Below are 14035 nucleotides of genomic sequence, written 5' to 3' on the forward strand. Positions count from 1 at the left end.
GTCTCGGCCGTGCCGATGGCCGCGCGCGTGGCCAACAAGCTGGGCCTGGAGAGCAATCCGCACAACTTCCTGCTCATGCATGCCATGGGCCCGAACGTGGCCGGCGTGATCGGCTCGGCTGTCGCCGCCGGTATCCTGCTGAGCCTGGTGAAATAGCCGGCGAAAATGCCTGTAGTTGAGCCATTTTCGCTTCTAGACAGTCAATTTATGAGTTTATCTAAAACTCAGCCACAATTTGCGGGTCTGATATAAGGCTCAGTTAACTGTTTTTTGCCATGATGCACGGCTCAGGCCGTGCATCATGGCAGACACGGTGGATCGGTTCTGCTTCTATTCTCTCGTTATACAGTAATCAGGAGTTTTAAATGACTATCTTTCCAGCTTTGGAAATTCCCAATACATTAGCCGCCGGCCCTGGTCCCGGCAACACAGACCCTAGAGTGCTCGAACGCTTGTGCAAAACCGGCGTTGCCGACCATATGCAAGCCGATGTCGTGAGAGGGATGATTGAAGCGAAGCAGATGCTCCGCGCAGTATGGGGTACAAAAAACATCCATACCTTTGGTGTTGCCGGTACCGGTTTCAGCGGCCTGGATTGCGCATTCAGCCTGATCCTTCCGGGCGATAAAGTTGTCGCGTTCGTTAACGGCACTTTTAGCGGCATTGACGGGCAGGCGATTCGCATGAAAGCGTCCAGCCTCCAGGATTTGGCGTCCGATCCTTTAAATCCGAAGCCCGCCAATGTGAGGATCGTCGATGTGCCGCATGGACAATCCGTGACCGGTGAAATCGTCGATGCGGAACTGGCCAAGCACAAACCGATGTGGGCCTTCATGGCGCATTGGGAAACCGGCAGCGGCCGTGTCAACGACTTGCAAGGGTTTAATGACGCCTGCGCCAGACATGGCGTCATGGGTATTGTCGATGCTGTGTCCAGTCTGGGCGTCGCCGACTTCAGCATTGATGACTATCCGGCCATCGTGGCCTGGGCCTCTTGCCCGCAAAAAGGCATATTGAGCCTGCCGTTGACTTATGCCCCGGTCAGTTTCCGCGATGAAGCGATCAATCTTTTAGCCCGGCGCGGCTGTTACACTTATGTGCATCATCCTATTCTGGAAGCGCGCCATTGGGGGATTGTGAATGGTCAGGATGCGGCGCCGGTTTACCACCGTACGCATTCGTCCTATGCCGTGGCGGCGTTTCATGAAGCCTTGCGCATTCTGCTGACGCATACGGTCAAGCAAAAAGCGGCCGATTACGCTTATCATGAGTCGGCATTGAGGCAAGCCGTTCAGGCCATGGGTTGCGAAGTCACTTCCAACATGACCAGCCTGGTCGTGCTGAATTTGCCCGGCAATCTGGCAGGCAAGGAAAAAGAGCTGGTCGCCAATTGCCGCGCCGAAGGCTTTGCGATCTGGACGACCTTGTCGGAGCCTGTGCAAATACGGATCGGCATCCTGAATCAATTGACGGTTGAAGCGATTAGCGAGATCGTCAGCCGCTTCGCCGATGCCATGATCAATATGGGCGCGGAGATCGATAAAGAGGCGGTTATGCAGGGGCTTAAAGGGTATTACGCCGGTTAAGTCGCTTGTTAGACATAAAAAGCCCCTGCCGGTACAGGCCGGCAGGGGCTTTTTAATGGCGGGCTAGTGTATACGGTAAAACCTAGAACAAGCCGGTAATTTTGCCGTCATCGTCAATATCGATCCGCTCCGCCGCCGGCACTTTAGGCAGGCCCGGCATGGTCATCATGTCGCCGGCAATGGCGACGATGAAGCCGGCGCCATTGGCCAGCCTGACATCCCTGATTTCGACCGTATGGCCGCTAGGTGCGCCTTTGGCGTTCGGATTGGTGGAGAATGACATTTGCGTCTTCGCCATGCAGACCGGGAATTTGCCATAGTCGGCTTCCCAGGCCGCCAATTGCCCCTTGACCTTGGCATTGGCCGTAACGCCCGCCGCGCCGTATAGCTTGGTGGCGATGGCTTCGATTTTTTCCCACAGGCTCAGGTTCTCGTCATAAACATAGCTGAAGCCCGGTTTGCGGTTGTCCACAATATTGACGACTTCCCGGGCCAGTTCTTCGGCGCCGGCGCCGCCTTGAGCCCAATGTTTGGAAACAACACATTTGGCGCCGAGGGCTTCGCACTTCGCTTTCAGCAACGCGATTTCGGCATCGGTATCGAATGTGAAATGGTTGATGCAGACTACGCAGGGCAGGCCATAATGGTTGTTGATATTGCTCAGGTGGCGCTCCAGGTTTTCAAAGCCTTTTTCCAGGGCCGCCAGATTTTCGACATTCAGTTCTTCCCTGGCTACGCCGCCATGGAATTTCAGCGCTCTGACGGTAGCGACCAGCACGACGGCCGATGGCGTCAGGCCGGACATTCGGCATTTGATGTCGATGAATTTCTCGGCACCCAGGTCGGCGCCGAAGCCGGCTTCGGTGACCACATAGTCGGCCAGTTTCAGGGCCGTTTTGGTGGCCGTGACCGTGTTGCAGCCGTGCGCGATGTTGGCGAACGGGCCGCCGTGGATGATCGCGATGTTGTTTTCCAGCGTCTGCACGAGGTTCGGCTTGATCGCATCCTTTAACAGGGCGGCCATGGCGCCGTGCGCTTTCAGGTCGCGGGCATAAACCGGCGTCACTTTGTCGGATTTATAGCCGATCACGATACGGCCGAGACGTTCTTTCAGATCGGCGCGGCTGGTTGCCAGGCACAGAATCGCCATGACTTCGGAGGCGACGACAATATCGAAACCGTCTTCGCGCAGATAGCCATTGGCAGGGCCGCCCATGCCGACGACGATATTGCGCAGGGCGCGGTCGTTCATGTCGACGACGCGTTTCCACTGGATGCGCCGGGGATCGATGTCCAGTTCGTTGCCGTGGTTGATGTGGTTGTCGATCAGGGCTGACAGCAGGTTGTGCGCCACGCCGATCGCATGGAAATCGCCGGTAAAATGCAGGTTGATGTCTTCCATCGGCACGACTTGCGAATAACCGCCGCCGGCAGCGCCGCCTTTGACGCCGAAGCACGGGCCCAGGGAAGGTTCGCGCAGGCACATCATGGCTTTTTTGCCGATGCGGTTCAGGGCATCGCCGAGGCCCACCGTGGTGGTGGTTTTGCCTTCGCCGGCCGGCGTCGGGCTGATCGCGGTCACCAGAATCAGCTTGCCGTCTTGCTTGTCGCTGAGGCTGTTGACGTATTCCAGCGACATTTTCGCTTTGTAATGGCCGATAGGGTCCAGATGCTCGGCGTCAATGCCGTACTGCTCTTTGACCAGCCCGATGATGGGCTTCATGTTCGCTTTCTGCGCGATTTCGATATCAGACATGGTACCTCCCGATCTGATGTGATTTTTCAATTCAATAAACGTCAAAAGCCTGCTTCATCGGATATGAAGCAGGCCCTGGGCTTGATCTGTTTTACAGCTTATTCACCGTACACAGGGAAGCGAGCGCACAGTATGCTGACTTTTTCGCGGACTGCGGCGATGACGTTTTCGTCCTCCATATTTTCCATGACATCGCACATCAGGTTGGCGATTTCGATCATTTGCGGCTCTTTAAAGCCGCGCGATGTCGGCGCAGGCGTGCCGACGCGGATGCCGCTGGTGACAAATGGCGATTGAGGGTCGTTGGGCACGGCATTTTTATTGACGGTAATATGCGCTCTGCCCAAGGCGGCGTCGGCGGCTTTGCCGGTGATGCCTTTGGGAATCAGCGAAACCAGCATCAGGTGATTGTCGGTGCCGCCCGAAACAACATCAAAGCCGCGATTCATGAAGACTTCGGCCATGGCCTTGGCGTTCTTGATGACTTGCTGCTGGTAAATGCGGAACTCGGGCTGCATGGCTTCCTTGAAAGCCACGGCTTTGGCCGCAATGACGTGCATCAAAGGGCCGCCCTGAATGCCCGGGAAGATGTTGGAATCGAGCTTTTTCTCCAGTTCCGGGTTGCTCTTGCACATGATGAGGCCGCCGCGAGGGCCGCGCAGGCTTTTATGCGTGGTGCTGGTGACAACGTCGGCGTAAGGCATCGGGTTGGGGTACAGGCCGGCGGCGATGAGGCCCGCCACATGCGCGATATCGACAAACAGATAAGCGCCGACTTCATCGGCGATTTCCCTGAAAAGCGCCCAGTCCATGACGCGCGAATAGGCGGAGAAACCGGCCACGATCATTTTCGGGCGGTGTTCCTGCGCCAGACGTCTGACTTCATCGTAATCAACCAGGCCGGTTTTCGGGTCCAGGTGGTACTGTACGGAATTGTAGATCTTGCCGGAAAAGTTGGGTTTGGCGCCGTGCGTCAAATGGCCGCCATCGGACAACGCCAGGCCTAAAATGGTATCGCCGGGCTGAACCAGCGCCATGAATACGGCCATGTTGGCTTGCGAGCCGGAGTGGGGCTGTACGTTGGCGTAATCGGCGCCGAACAGTTCTTTGGCGCGGTCAATTGCCAACTGCTCGGCCTTGTCGACAAATTCGCAACCGCCATAATAACGCTTGCCGGGATAGCCTTCTGCATATTTGTTGGTCAATTGAGAGCCTTGGGCTTCCATCACGCGCGGGCTGGTATAGTTTTCGGAGGCAATCAGCTCGATGTGATCTTCCTGGCGGCGACGCTCTTCTTCCATCGCCCGGAACAACTCGTCATCAAAACCGGCGATTGTCATGGATTTTTTAAACATTTATGTCTCCCGATATAGAGTTTTTGTATTCAAGATTGTGGATGGATCAGTAATACCTGCAGGTCGGCAACATTGGTCCCGGTTGCGCCCGTGTCAAGTAAGTCTCCGGCGGTCTTTAAGGCGTTATAGGCGTCGTTGTTATCCAGCAGCGCTAGCGGGTCAATGCCGGCGTGCCGCATGCGCTGGATCGTGTCTGGGTCAACCAGGGCACCGGCTGCATCGGTCGGGCCGTCGCGGCCGTCAGTGCCGCCGCTCAGAAAGGTCCAGTTGCCTGTTAAGCCATGTTTCTCGGCAGCGCAGGCGAAGGCAAGCGCCATTTCCTGATTACGGCCGCCGCGTCCGTTGCCTTTCAGCGTGACTGTCGTTTCGCCGCCTGCCAATAGGGCAACCGGTCTTGCGATGCCGTTAGCGATGAGCTGCTTGACATGAATGACTAACTTTTCAGCTTCGTCTCTGGCTTCGCCGCAGAGATGATCGCTATACAGCTTGGCTTCGTAACCAAGGGCTTCGGACGCTTTCATAATTGCGCTGACGCTGATGGCATTGCTGCCGATCAGCGTATAAGCGGTATTCTTGAAGGCTTTGTCGCCCGGCTTTGGCGTTTCGGGCAGGTTGCCTTGCAATCCCTGTTCCAGATGGCGCCGAACATTGGCAGGCACTTGGTCCCATACGCCTTTGGCTTTGAAAACATCGATGGCGTCAGCGAATGTCGTAGGGTCAGGTACGGTAGGTCCGCTGGCGATGGCGCTTAAATCGTCTCCCAGGACATCGGATAAAATCAGCGCATGCAGATCGGCCGGCACCGCCATTCTGGCCAAGCCGCCGCCCTTGATCCGGGACAGATGCTTGCGTACGCAGTTGATCTGGTTGATGTTGGCGCCAGAGGCCAGCAGCAGATCCGTCGTGGCGATCTTCTCTGCCAGCGTAATCGATGGCACCGGATAGGGGATCAGCGCCGAACCGCCGCCGCTGACCAGCACCAGCACGAGCTCATCCTTTTGCGCGCTGCGGACCTGCTCGGCAATCAATTGTGCGCCTTTGAGCCCTGCCGCGTCGGGCAACGGATGCGCCGCGCCGATGACATCAAAATTATCGACGGCCGTTTCATTTTCATAGTTGGTCACGGCGATGCCCCGGCCTGCCAGCAGATGCGCCGGAATAATTTCCTGCGCCGCCCTGGCCATGGCGCAGGCCGCTTTTCCGAAGGCGATCAGGTGAATTTTTGACCACCTGCCCAGTCGTTTCTGATTGCCGTCATTTAAATTTAACCGAATTTCGATATGATGATTGCCAGCAGCAAGGCTGCGCTTAACGGCTTTATAAGGATCGGCTGCCTCAACGCCGGCTTGAAAAATGCTGAGTGCATTTTTTCTGATGGTTTCGATTGAGGCTTGATTGGCATAATTGCTCATATCGGGCTCTGCAGGATGATCAAGCCATTTCCATAGCGAGAGCAAAGATGTTTTCGGCATCAAAAACCTGTCTGTTGTCTTCAAACAGTTTGGCTATGCAGGCGCGATGTAAGGCCAGTTTCAACGTGCCGAAGCCGATGGCGCCCCAGATGATTTTGCCGTGGCGCTCGATGCCTTTATCCATCATGTCGGTGCCGCCGATACCGACCGGTGGCGTCGCGTTGGCGTCAGCCATCATTTCGATATGGGGGTTGTGTTGCCATTGCTCGGCCGTGAGCAGTTCGACACCCGCCTTGCCGGTCGCAAAAACGATATTCGCGTACTCTATGGCTTTGGCTCGGGCCTCGTTATCAGCCGCTTCCACAGGTATCAAGTCAACGCCGAAGCGCGCTTTCATGGCGTTGCAGGCCTGGACGGCGCGCTCCATCGAGCGGGAAGTCAACGAGACTTCGGCCCCTTCCTGCGCCAGCATGACGGCTGCGCGCTGGCCTACCGGGCCTGTGCCGGCCAATACGACGGCTTTTTTACCGGCTATCGTGCCGCTGGTAGCCAGTTTGGCCACGCCTGCGGCCGCAGTCGTGTTGCTGCCGTTGCTGTCCAGCATGATGGAAACCTGGAAACCGGGGAAGAAATGTTTTTGTACGGCTGCAAAGAGTTCCTGGCCTGCAACCATGTCGCTGCCGCCGACGAAAATGGCCGTGTTTTTCTTTTCTTTAGGTGCGCGCGTGAAAATAGTGCCTTCCACCAGGGAAGTGATGTTGTCCGGTGTCAGGCCCCCGTACCCGATTACATGATCCGCACCGCCATCATAGCCTACAACAGTATCGAAAACGGAGGGGTGAGCGTCTGTATCGAATTGGAATAGCAGTTTTTTCATTAACTTACCTGAAAGTGGTTGGAAAATTACCCGGAAATACGATTCTTAAATCGCGGCATTATACTCGATAAACCTTTCAGTGCTCCATTTAAGCATTACTTTATGCAGCATTGATGGGTGGCGCTCATAATTCGGCTTGTTTTGTAGGTTAAGGGCTTATTAGGTTGCGTGGAGCGTGGGCTTTTCGTTATTATTTAAAAAATTGTGCTGTAGTCATGTAGTATGGATAGTATGGGTATTAAATAGATATGTGGTGTCGGGAATAATAAGAGAGTTGGATGTATATGATTTCCGATCGTTTGGAACTTAACCATAAGTTCTGAAAAACATTACAGGAACTAGGAAAACAGATGAAAACACCCGTTCATATTGCGGTTACAGGTGCGGCAGGACAAATCAGTTATTCATTGCTATTTCGCTTGGCGGCGGGCTCATTGCTTGGCCCCGAGCAGCCTATTGTTCTGCATTTGCTGGAAATCCCGCCGGCTATGAATGCTTTACAGGGCGTCGTCATGGAATTGAAGGATTGCGCTTATCCTCTGCTGCATCGCATTGAAGTTACTACCGATCCTAAAGTGGCGTTCAGAAATGCCGATTATGCTTTTTTAATTGGCGCGCGTCCGCGCGGACCCGGAATGGAGCGAAAAGATTTGCTGGAAGTTAATGCAGAGATTTTCGCGATCCAAGGCAAGGCTTTAAATGAAGTAGCCAAGCGAGACATAAAGATACTGGTAACAGGCAATCCGGCCAATACCAATGCCTTGATCGCTATCAGCAACGCGCCGGATTTAAGACCGGAGAATTTTTCCGCCATGAGCCGGCTGGATCACAACCGGGCGATAAGTCAATTGGCCGAGAAGTGCGGCGTGCTGCCGTCCGATGTAAAAAACATGGCCATCTGGGGCAACCATTCCACTACGCAGTACCCTGATCTGCATCATGCCAAGGTCAAAGGCCGGGATGCCTTGTCGCTGGTTGAGCATGACTGGTTTGTCAACGAGTTTATACCTACCGTTCAGCAGCGCGGCGCGGCAATCATTAAAGCCAGAGGCGGGCAGTCCAGTGCCGCATCGGCGGCTAATGCCGCGATCAATCAGATGGGCAACTGGATCTTGGGCACCAAGGCAGGCGATTGGGTCAGTATGTCGTTATTGTCGGATGGCAGCTACGGTATCGAGCCGGGTCTGGTGTATTCTTATCCTGTTACGGTCGCTAATGGCCAGGTCAATATCGTCAAAGGGCTCGATATCAACGAATTCAGTATGCAAAGAATGAAGGCTACGGAGGCTGAATTAAAACAGGAAAGGGATTCGGTCAGGCATCTGCTTTAGACGTTTTTTCTGTGGAAACAAAAAAGGGCGGGTTAAACCGCCCTTTTTTAATTAAACGACCCGATCGGGCGGCTCCTGGCCTGCAAAAAAGGCCGCCAGATTTGCCAGTACTTTTTCGCCCATGGCCGTGCGCGTAGCAATAGTGGCGCTGCCTAAATGAGGCAGTAACGATACGTTGTCCAGCGTCAGAAATCCTTCATCAACGTTGGGCTCGCCTTCGTAGACATCCAGGCCGGCGCCGGCGATTCTTTTTTCCCTCAGGGCTTTGATTAATGCTTTGCTGTCGACGACATCGCCGCGCGCCGTATTGATCAGATGCGCTGTCGGCTTCATCTGATTAAGCCGTTCTTCATTGATTAAATGACGCGTTTCGGCGCCGCCCGGACAGTGCAATGAAACGTAGTCGGATACTTGCAGAAGCGCTTCAATGGTATCGCAACGGGTCGCGCCCAAGTCATCAACAACTTGCTGATCTGCGGCGCGAGGGCCGAAATAATAGATTTTCATACCGAAACCATGATGAGCTTTTCGCGCCATGGCTTGCGCGATGCGGCCGAAACCGATCAAGCCCAATGTGGCGCCCGTGACATCCGAACTCATCATATGGGTTGGGCACCAGCCGGTCCATTGTCTGGCGCGGACCAGCCGATCGCCTTCGGCGCCGCGCCGGGCCGACATCAATAATAAGGTCATGGCGATATCGGCCGTGCTTTCGGTCAATACGCCGGGCGTATTGGTGACGACCAGGCCTTGTTCCCTGGCGGCATTGATGTCGATATGGTTGAAGCCGACGCCGAAATTGCCCAGAATTTTGCAGCGCTTGTTCGGGGCATTAATGACTTCCGCCGGGAATGAGTCGCAAACGGTCGGGCAGACGGCATCGTAGTTTTGCAATGCATCTTTGAAATGAGCGGCAGACAGCGGACGGTCGTATTCATTTAAAGTAACGTCATAAAGTTCTTTAAGCTTGGCTTCAACGGACTCGGGCCACTTGCGCGTGACGAAGACTTTAGGTTTGCTCATTAATATCCTCCAGGTAACGACGGGTATTGATTGTTTGGGATTTTGAAAAAGGTAACGCCATAAAGCACAAAGGCATCGCCGTTAAAAAAAACGGGATGCCTTTGTTCGGGGTTCTGGCTGATTACGCAGTCGCGTTATTTTGCTGTGGACCGGTAATATTCAATCGCAGCGCCAACACCTGAACCCGGCTTGATATCGAAGCCGTTATCCAGCATCGCCATTTCAACGCCGGCGATCGCGCCCAGCATGGACACATCATTCATGTCGCCGAGATGGCCGATGCGGAAGACTTTGCCGGCCACTTCTGACAGGCCTGCGCCCAACGAGATATTGTACTTGCTGAATGCAGTGCTGATGACAGCGCGGGCGTCTTTGTCTTCAGGCACGACAACTGCAGAGACCGTGTCAGATTCAAAGCCGGGTTGTGCGCATAGTTTCAAGCCCCATGCGGCAATTGCTTTACGGGTGCCTTCGGCCAAGCGATGGTGGCGCGCATAAACGTTTTCCATGCCTTCTTCCAGCAACAGGTCCAGTGATTTACGCAGGCCGTAGAGGATAGGCAGTGCAGGCGTGTACGGTGTATAACCGTCTTTGTTGGCATTCATCTGGTCTCTCAAGTCCAGGAAGCAACGTGGATAGGTGGAAGCTTCAGTGGCTTGCAGGGCTTTCTGGCTGAAAGCTAAAAACGCACCGCCGGCTGGCAGCATAAAGCCTTTTTGTGAACCGCTGATAGCACCGTCAACACCCCATTCATCCATCCGGAAATCCAGGCTGGCGATTGAGCTTACGCCGTCAACGAACAGCAGGGCAGGGTGATTGGCTGCATTCATGGCTTTGCGGACGCCGCCGATATCGCTGGTAACGCCGGTTGCTGTTTCGTTGTGGGTTGCCAAAACAGCTTTGATTTCGTGCTTGGTGTCTTCTTTCAGGCGGGCTTCCAGTCTGTCCAGAGGAATGCCTTTGCCCCAAACTTCTTGATGAATTTCAACATCAAAGCCCAGTCTTTTTGCCATTTCAGCCCACAGATGGCTGAATTGGCCGAAGCGGTAGATCAATACTTTATCGCCTGGGTTTAATGTGTTGGTCAAGGCAATTTCCCAGCCTGCAGTGCCGGTTGCAGGAAAAATAAACGCCTGCCCGGTTTCTGTTTTAAATACTTTTTTCAGGTCCTGCAAAAGAGGCGTCAGCAATTTAGGGAAGATAGGTGAGCGATGATCTTCCATATTGACATGCATAGCGTTCAGAACTTCACTTGGCACATTGGTAGGGCCAGGAATATATAGGTGGTTACGACCAGCCATTGTATCGCCTCTTTAAAAATAATTAGTTAAATATCAAATTAGTATAGAGATGAGCTTTAAATAAAGCTCAAAAAAACGTCCAATAATGACATAGCCGCTATAAATCGGCAAGAACTGATTGGCAATATGTGCTTTAAAAATTGACTTTGACGACTCTGAAAGTAAAATGGAAGGTTAATTTATGCCCGGCTTAAGCCGGTAAAGGCCGTTCAAGCACTGAAATCAGAGTTCTAAGTTTAATAATACAGTTGGAAGGTATCAATGAGTCACACATTATATGAAGCGTCCGTTCAACGGGTTCAACGCTGTGAGCTAGCTGTTCCGGGTTCTAACCCCGGAATGTTCGAAAAAGCGTTGAAGAGCGGCGTGGATTTCATCTTTCTTGATCTTGAAGATGCGGTTGCTCCCGATGATAAGCTGCAGGCACGCAAGAATGTCATCGAAGCAATCAATGATCTCGATTGGAAAGGTCATGGAATTACTCTTTCAGTTCGTATCAACGGCCTTGATACCCAGTATATGGTGCGCGATGTGGTTGATCTGGTCGAGCAGGCCGGCAGCAAGATTGACACCATCCTGATTCCGAAAGTCGGGGTTTATGGCGACGTCTATATGGTTGAGGCGATGCTCAATCAATTGGAAATGCAGCAGGGCCTGAAAAATAAAATCGGCATTGAGGCGCTGATCGAAACGGCGCTGGGCATGGCCAATGTCGAAGACATCGCCCGCAATGGCGCTTCCGGCCGTCTGGAAGCCCTGCATTTCGGTGTGGCCGATTATGCGGCCAGCAATCGCGCCAGAACCACCAATATCGGCGGCTTGAATCCTGATTATCCCGGCGACCAGTGGCATGCCGCAATCAGTCGCATGACCGTCGCATGCCGCGCATTCGGCTTGCGCCCTATTGACGGCCCATTTGGCGACATCAAAGATCCCGAAGGCTATAAAATGGCCGCAAGACGCGCGGCAGCGCTCGGCTGCGAGGGCAAATGGGCGATCCATCCGTCTCAGATCGAACTGGCCAATGAAGTGTTCACGCCGCCTGCGGCAGAAGTCGAAAAAGCACAACGCATACTGGCCGCTTTAAAGGAAGCGGCGGCGCAGGGCAAAGGCGCAGCGGCGCTGGACGGCCGTCTGATCGACGCGGCGTCGGAAAGAATGGCGAACAATGTGGTAAGAGCCGCCGAAGCCATTGCTGCAAAAGCCGGGATTAATAAATAACAAAAAGAGACAAGGCCGCTTTGGCGGGCGGCCTATTGCTGATAATTTTTCAATATTATTTAGAGAGAGATGCTGTGGATATTCATGAGTATCAAGCGAAAGAAATTTTAAGCGGTTACGGGGTTAAAATCGCTGAAGGTGGGATGGCTTACAGTCCGGAAGAAGCAGTACAGCGCTCCAGGGAAATCGGCGGCAATGTCTGGGCTGTAAAGGCACAGATTCATTCGGGAGCTCGTGGTAAAGCCGGCGGCATTAAAATCTGTAAAACAGACAGAGAAGTAGAAGCGGCCGCAGAGGCGTTGCTGGGCAAAAAATTGGTCACGCATCAAACAGGGCCAGCGGGAAAAGTCTGTTCAAGACTGTATATCGAAGCTGGAACCGATATCGCGAAAGAACTGTACTTCTGTTTCCTGGTTGACCGCAGCTCCGAGCGCATCGTTATGGTGGGTTCAGCGCAGGGCGGCATGGAAATTGAAGAGCTGGCCGAAACCAATCCTGAAGCCATTACCAAAATTTATATCGAGCCTGCGGTTGGCCTGCAGGACTATCAGGCGCGTGAAATGGCGTTCGCTCTGGGTATGGACGCGGCCATGCTGAGCCATGCTGTCAAAACGATTAAAGGCTGCTACCGTGCACTGCGCGATCTGGACGCCAACATGGTGGAAATCAATCCGCTGGTCATTACCGGCAGCGGCGAGCTGGTCGCTCTGGATGCGAAAATGGGCTTTGACGACAATGCGCTTTTCCGTCAACCGAAAGTGGCCGAGCTGCGCGATAAAACGCAGGAAGATGCGCGCGAGATGGCCGCGGCAGACCGCGGTTTGAGCTATGTCGGCCTGGACGGCGACATCGGCTGCATGATTAACGGCGCCGGTCTGGCCATGGCGACGATGGACATGATCAAACTGGCCGGCGGCGAGCCAGCCAACTTCCTTGATGTGGGCGGCGGCGCGTCAGCCGAGCGTACTGAAAAAGCTTTCCGTCTGGTATTGGCCGATGAAAACGTCAAAGCGATGCTGGTCAATATCTTCGCCGGCATCAACCGTTGTGACTGGATTGCCGAAGGCGTCGTCGAAGCGGTCAAGAAAATCGACATGAAAATTCCATTGATCGTGCGTTTATCCGGCACGAACGTAGAAGAAGGCTGTAGAATTATTGCTGAAAGTGGTTTGCCTATCATTACGGCAGAAACATTGGCAGAAGCTGCTGAAAAAGCCGTTCAAGCGCGTAATGAAGCTGTCGCAAAAGCTGGCTAAGGGGAAACTATAAATGGCTATTTTAATTAACGAAAACACACGCATCATTGTTCAGGGCTTCACCGGTAAAATCGGCACTTTTCATGCTCAGGACATGATTAACTACGGTTCCAACGTTGTCGGCGGCATTACGCCGGGCAAAGGCGGACAGACGCACCTGGGGCTGCCTGTCTTCAATACGGTTAAAGAATCCGTGCAAAAAGCTGGCGCCGAAGCCAGCATCATTTTTGTTCCTCCCGCTTACGCAGCCGATTCGATCATGGAAGCGGCCGACGCGGGCATCAAATACTGCGTAGCGATCACCGACGGTATTCCTACCCAGGACATGATGAAAGTGAAAAATTTCCTGCGCCGTTTCCCCGAAGAGGAAAGAATGGTGTTGACCGGCCCTAACTGCGCCGGCACGATCAGCCCGGGACGCGCCATGCTCGGTATTATGCCTGGGCACATCTATATGAAGGGCAATGTCGGTATCGTCGGACGTTCAGGTACTTTGGGCTATGAAGCTGCCGATCAGATGAAACGTTTGGGCATCGGCGTTTCCACTTCGGTCGGCATCGGCGGCGATCCTATCAACGGCAGCTCGCACCGCGATATTCTGGAAAAATTCGAAGAAGATCCGGAAACCAAAGTCGTAGTCATGATCGGCGAGATCGGCGGTCCGCAAGAAGTCGAAGCCGGCATTTTCGCCAAAGAAAACATGAGCAAACCGGTTGTGGCTTACATCGCCGGTTTAACTGCGCCCGAAGGCCGCCGCATGGGGCATGCCGGCGCGATTATTTCATCGGCTGGCGAAAGCGCGGCCGAGAAAGTCGCCATACTGAAAGATCTGGGTGTGACGATTTGTCCGACTCCGTCTTCGATGGGTGAAACGGTTGCGGCTGTATTGGCTAAACTATAAGCTTAGACATTTTTTA

The 14035-nt window shown here is 53.8% G+C and carries 12 protein-coding genes; 6 read left to right on the forward strand and 6 right to left on the reverse strand.

Translation table 11 applies throughout. From position 1 onward, the window contains the following. Both V2P20_RS02960 and V2P20_RS02965 read left to right on the forward strand, forming a co-directional pair. Nucleotides 1-156 (forward strand): sodium ion-translocating decarboxylase subunit beta (locus V2P20_RS02960; RefSeq protein ID WP_331816069.1); only part of this gene is annotated, 156 nt, incomplete at its 5' end. A gap of 209 nt (nt 157-365) precedes the next feature. Continuing rightward, nucleotides 366-1586, forward strand: a complete 1221-nt coding sequence (locus V2P20_RS02965; protein WP_194970261.1) for an alanine--glyoxylate aminotransferase family protein — start codon at nt 366-368, stop codon at nt 1584-1586. Between the two features lie 82 nt (nt 1587-1668). Here the strand turns inward: V2P20_RS02965 and V2P20_RS02970 are convergent, their stop codons facing one another. From V2P20_RS02970 to V2P20_RS02985, 4 genes are all read right to left on the reverse strand, one after another. Beyond that, a complete protein-coding gene (locus tag V2P20_RS02970; protein WP_194970262.1) occupies nt 1669-3342 on the reverse strand; it encodes a formate--tetrahydrofolate ligase in 1674 nt (557 codons plus the stop codon). 98 nt (nt 3343-3440) lie between these two features. Further along, nucleotides 3441-4697 carry a serine hydroxymethyltransferase gene (gene glyA, locus V2P20_RS02975; protein WP_194970263.1) on the reverse strand — a complete coding sequence of 419 codons (1257 nt, stop codon included), beginning with the start codon at nt 4695-4697 and terminating at the stop codon, nt 3441-3443. Between the two features lie 29 nt (nt 4698-4726). Further along, complete coding sequence (locus tag V2P20_RS02980; protein WP_331815978.1) at nt 4727-6109, reverse strand: glycerate kinase; 1383 nt, start codon at nt 6107-6109, stop codon at nt 4727-4729. Between the two features lie 19 nt (nt 6110-6128). Beyond that, nucleotides 6129-6986, reverse strand: a complete 858-nt coding sequence (locus tag V2P20_RS02985) for an NADP-dependent methylenetetrahydromethanopterin/methylenetetrahydrofolate dehydrogenase (RefSeq protein ID WP_331815980.1) — start codon at nt 6984-6986, stop codon at nt 6129-6131. 350 nt (nt 6987-7336) lie between these two features. Between V2P20_RS02985 and V2P20_RS02990 the strand changes: the two genes are divergently transcribed. After that, nucleotides 7337-8317, forward strand: a complete 981-nt coding sequence (locus tag V2P20_RS02990) for a malate dehydrogenase (RefSeq protein WP_331815982.1) — start codon at nt 7337-7339, stop codon at nt 8315-8317. A 51-nt stretch (nt 8318-8368) separates the two neighbouring features. On the opposite strand, the gene V2P20_RS02995 is transcribed toward V2P20_RS02990, so the two are convergent. Together V2P20_RS02995 and V2P20_RS03000 are read right to left on the reverse strand one after the other, a co-directional pair. Then, nucleotides 8369-9340 carry a D-glycerate dehydrogenase gene (locus V2P20_RS02995; RefSeq protein ID WP_331815984.1) on the reverse strand — a complete coding sequence of 324 codons (972 nt, stop codon included), beginning with the start codon at nt 9338-9340 and terminating at the stop codon, nt 8369-8371. A 134-nt stretch (nt 9341-9474) separates the two neighbouring features. Then, nucleotides 9475-10641, reverse strand: a complete 1167-nt coding sequence (locus tag V2P20_RS03000; RefSeq protein ID WP_194970268.1) for an aminotransferase class V-fold PLP-dependent enzyme — start codon at nt 10639-10641, stop codon at nt 9475-9477. A gap of 261 nt (nt 10642-10902) precedes the next feature. On the opposite strand from V2P20_RS03000, the gene V2P20_RS03005 reads away from it, so the two are divergent. The 3 genes from V2P20_RS03005 to sucD all read left to right on the forward strand — a co-directional run bounded on the left by V2P20_RS03005 (nt 10903) and on the right by sucD (nt 14019). After that, nucleotides 10903-11862: a CoA ester lyase gene (locus V2P20_RS03005; protein WP_194970269.1), complete on the forward strand. Its 960-nt coding sequence runs from the start codon at nt 10903-10905 to the stop codon at nt 11860-11862. A 74-nt stretch (nt 11863-11936) separates the two neighbouring features. Then, nucleotides 11937-13118: a malate--CoA ligase subunit beta gene (locus V2P20_RS03010; RefSeq protein ID WP_331815989.1), complete on the forward strand. Its 1182-nt coding sequence runs from the start codon at nt 11937-11939 to the stop codon at nt 13116-13118. A gap of 13 nt (nt 13119-13131) precedes the next feature. Then, nucleotides 13132-14019 (forward strand): succinate--CoA ligase subunit alpha, encoded by an 888-nt coding sequence (gene sucD, locus V2P20_RS03015; protein ID WP_331815991.1) that lies wholly within the window; start codon nt 13132-13134, stop codon nt 14017-14019. The last annotated feature ends 16 nt before the right edge of the window (nt 14020-14035 follow it).

Origin of the sequence: Methylobacter sp. Wu1 (assembly GCF_036553575.1) — a bacterium.
GTDB lineage: Bacteria > Pseudomonadota > Gammaproteobacteria > Methylococcales > Methylomonadaceae > Methylobacter.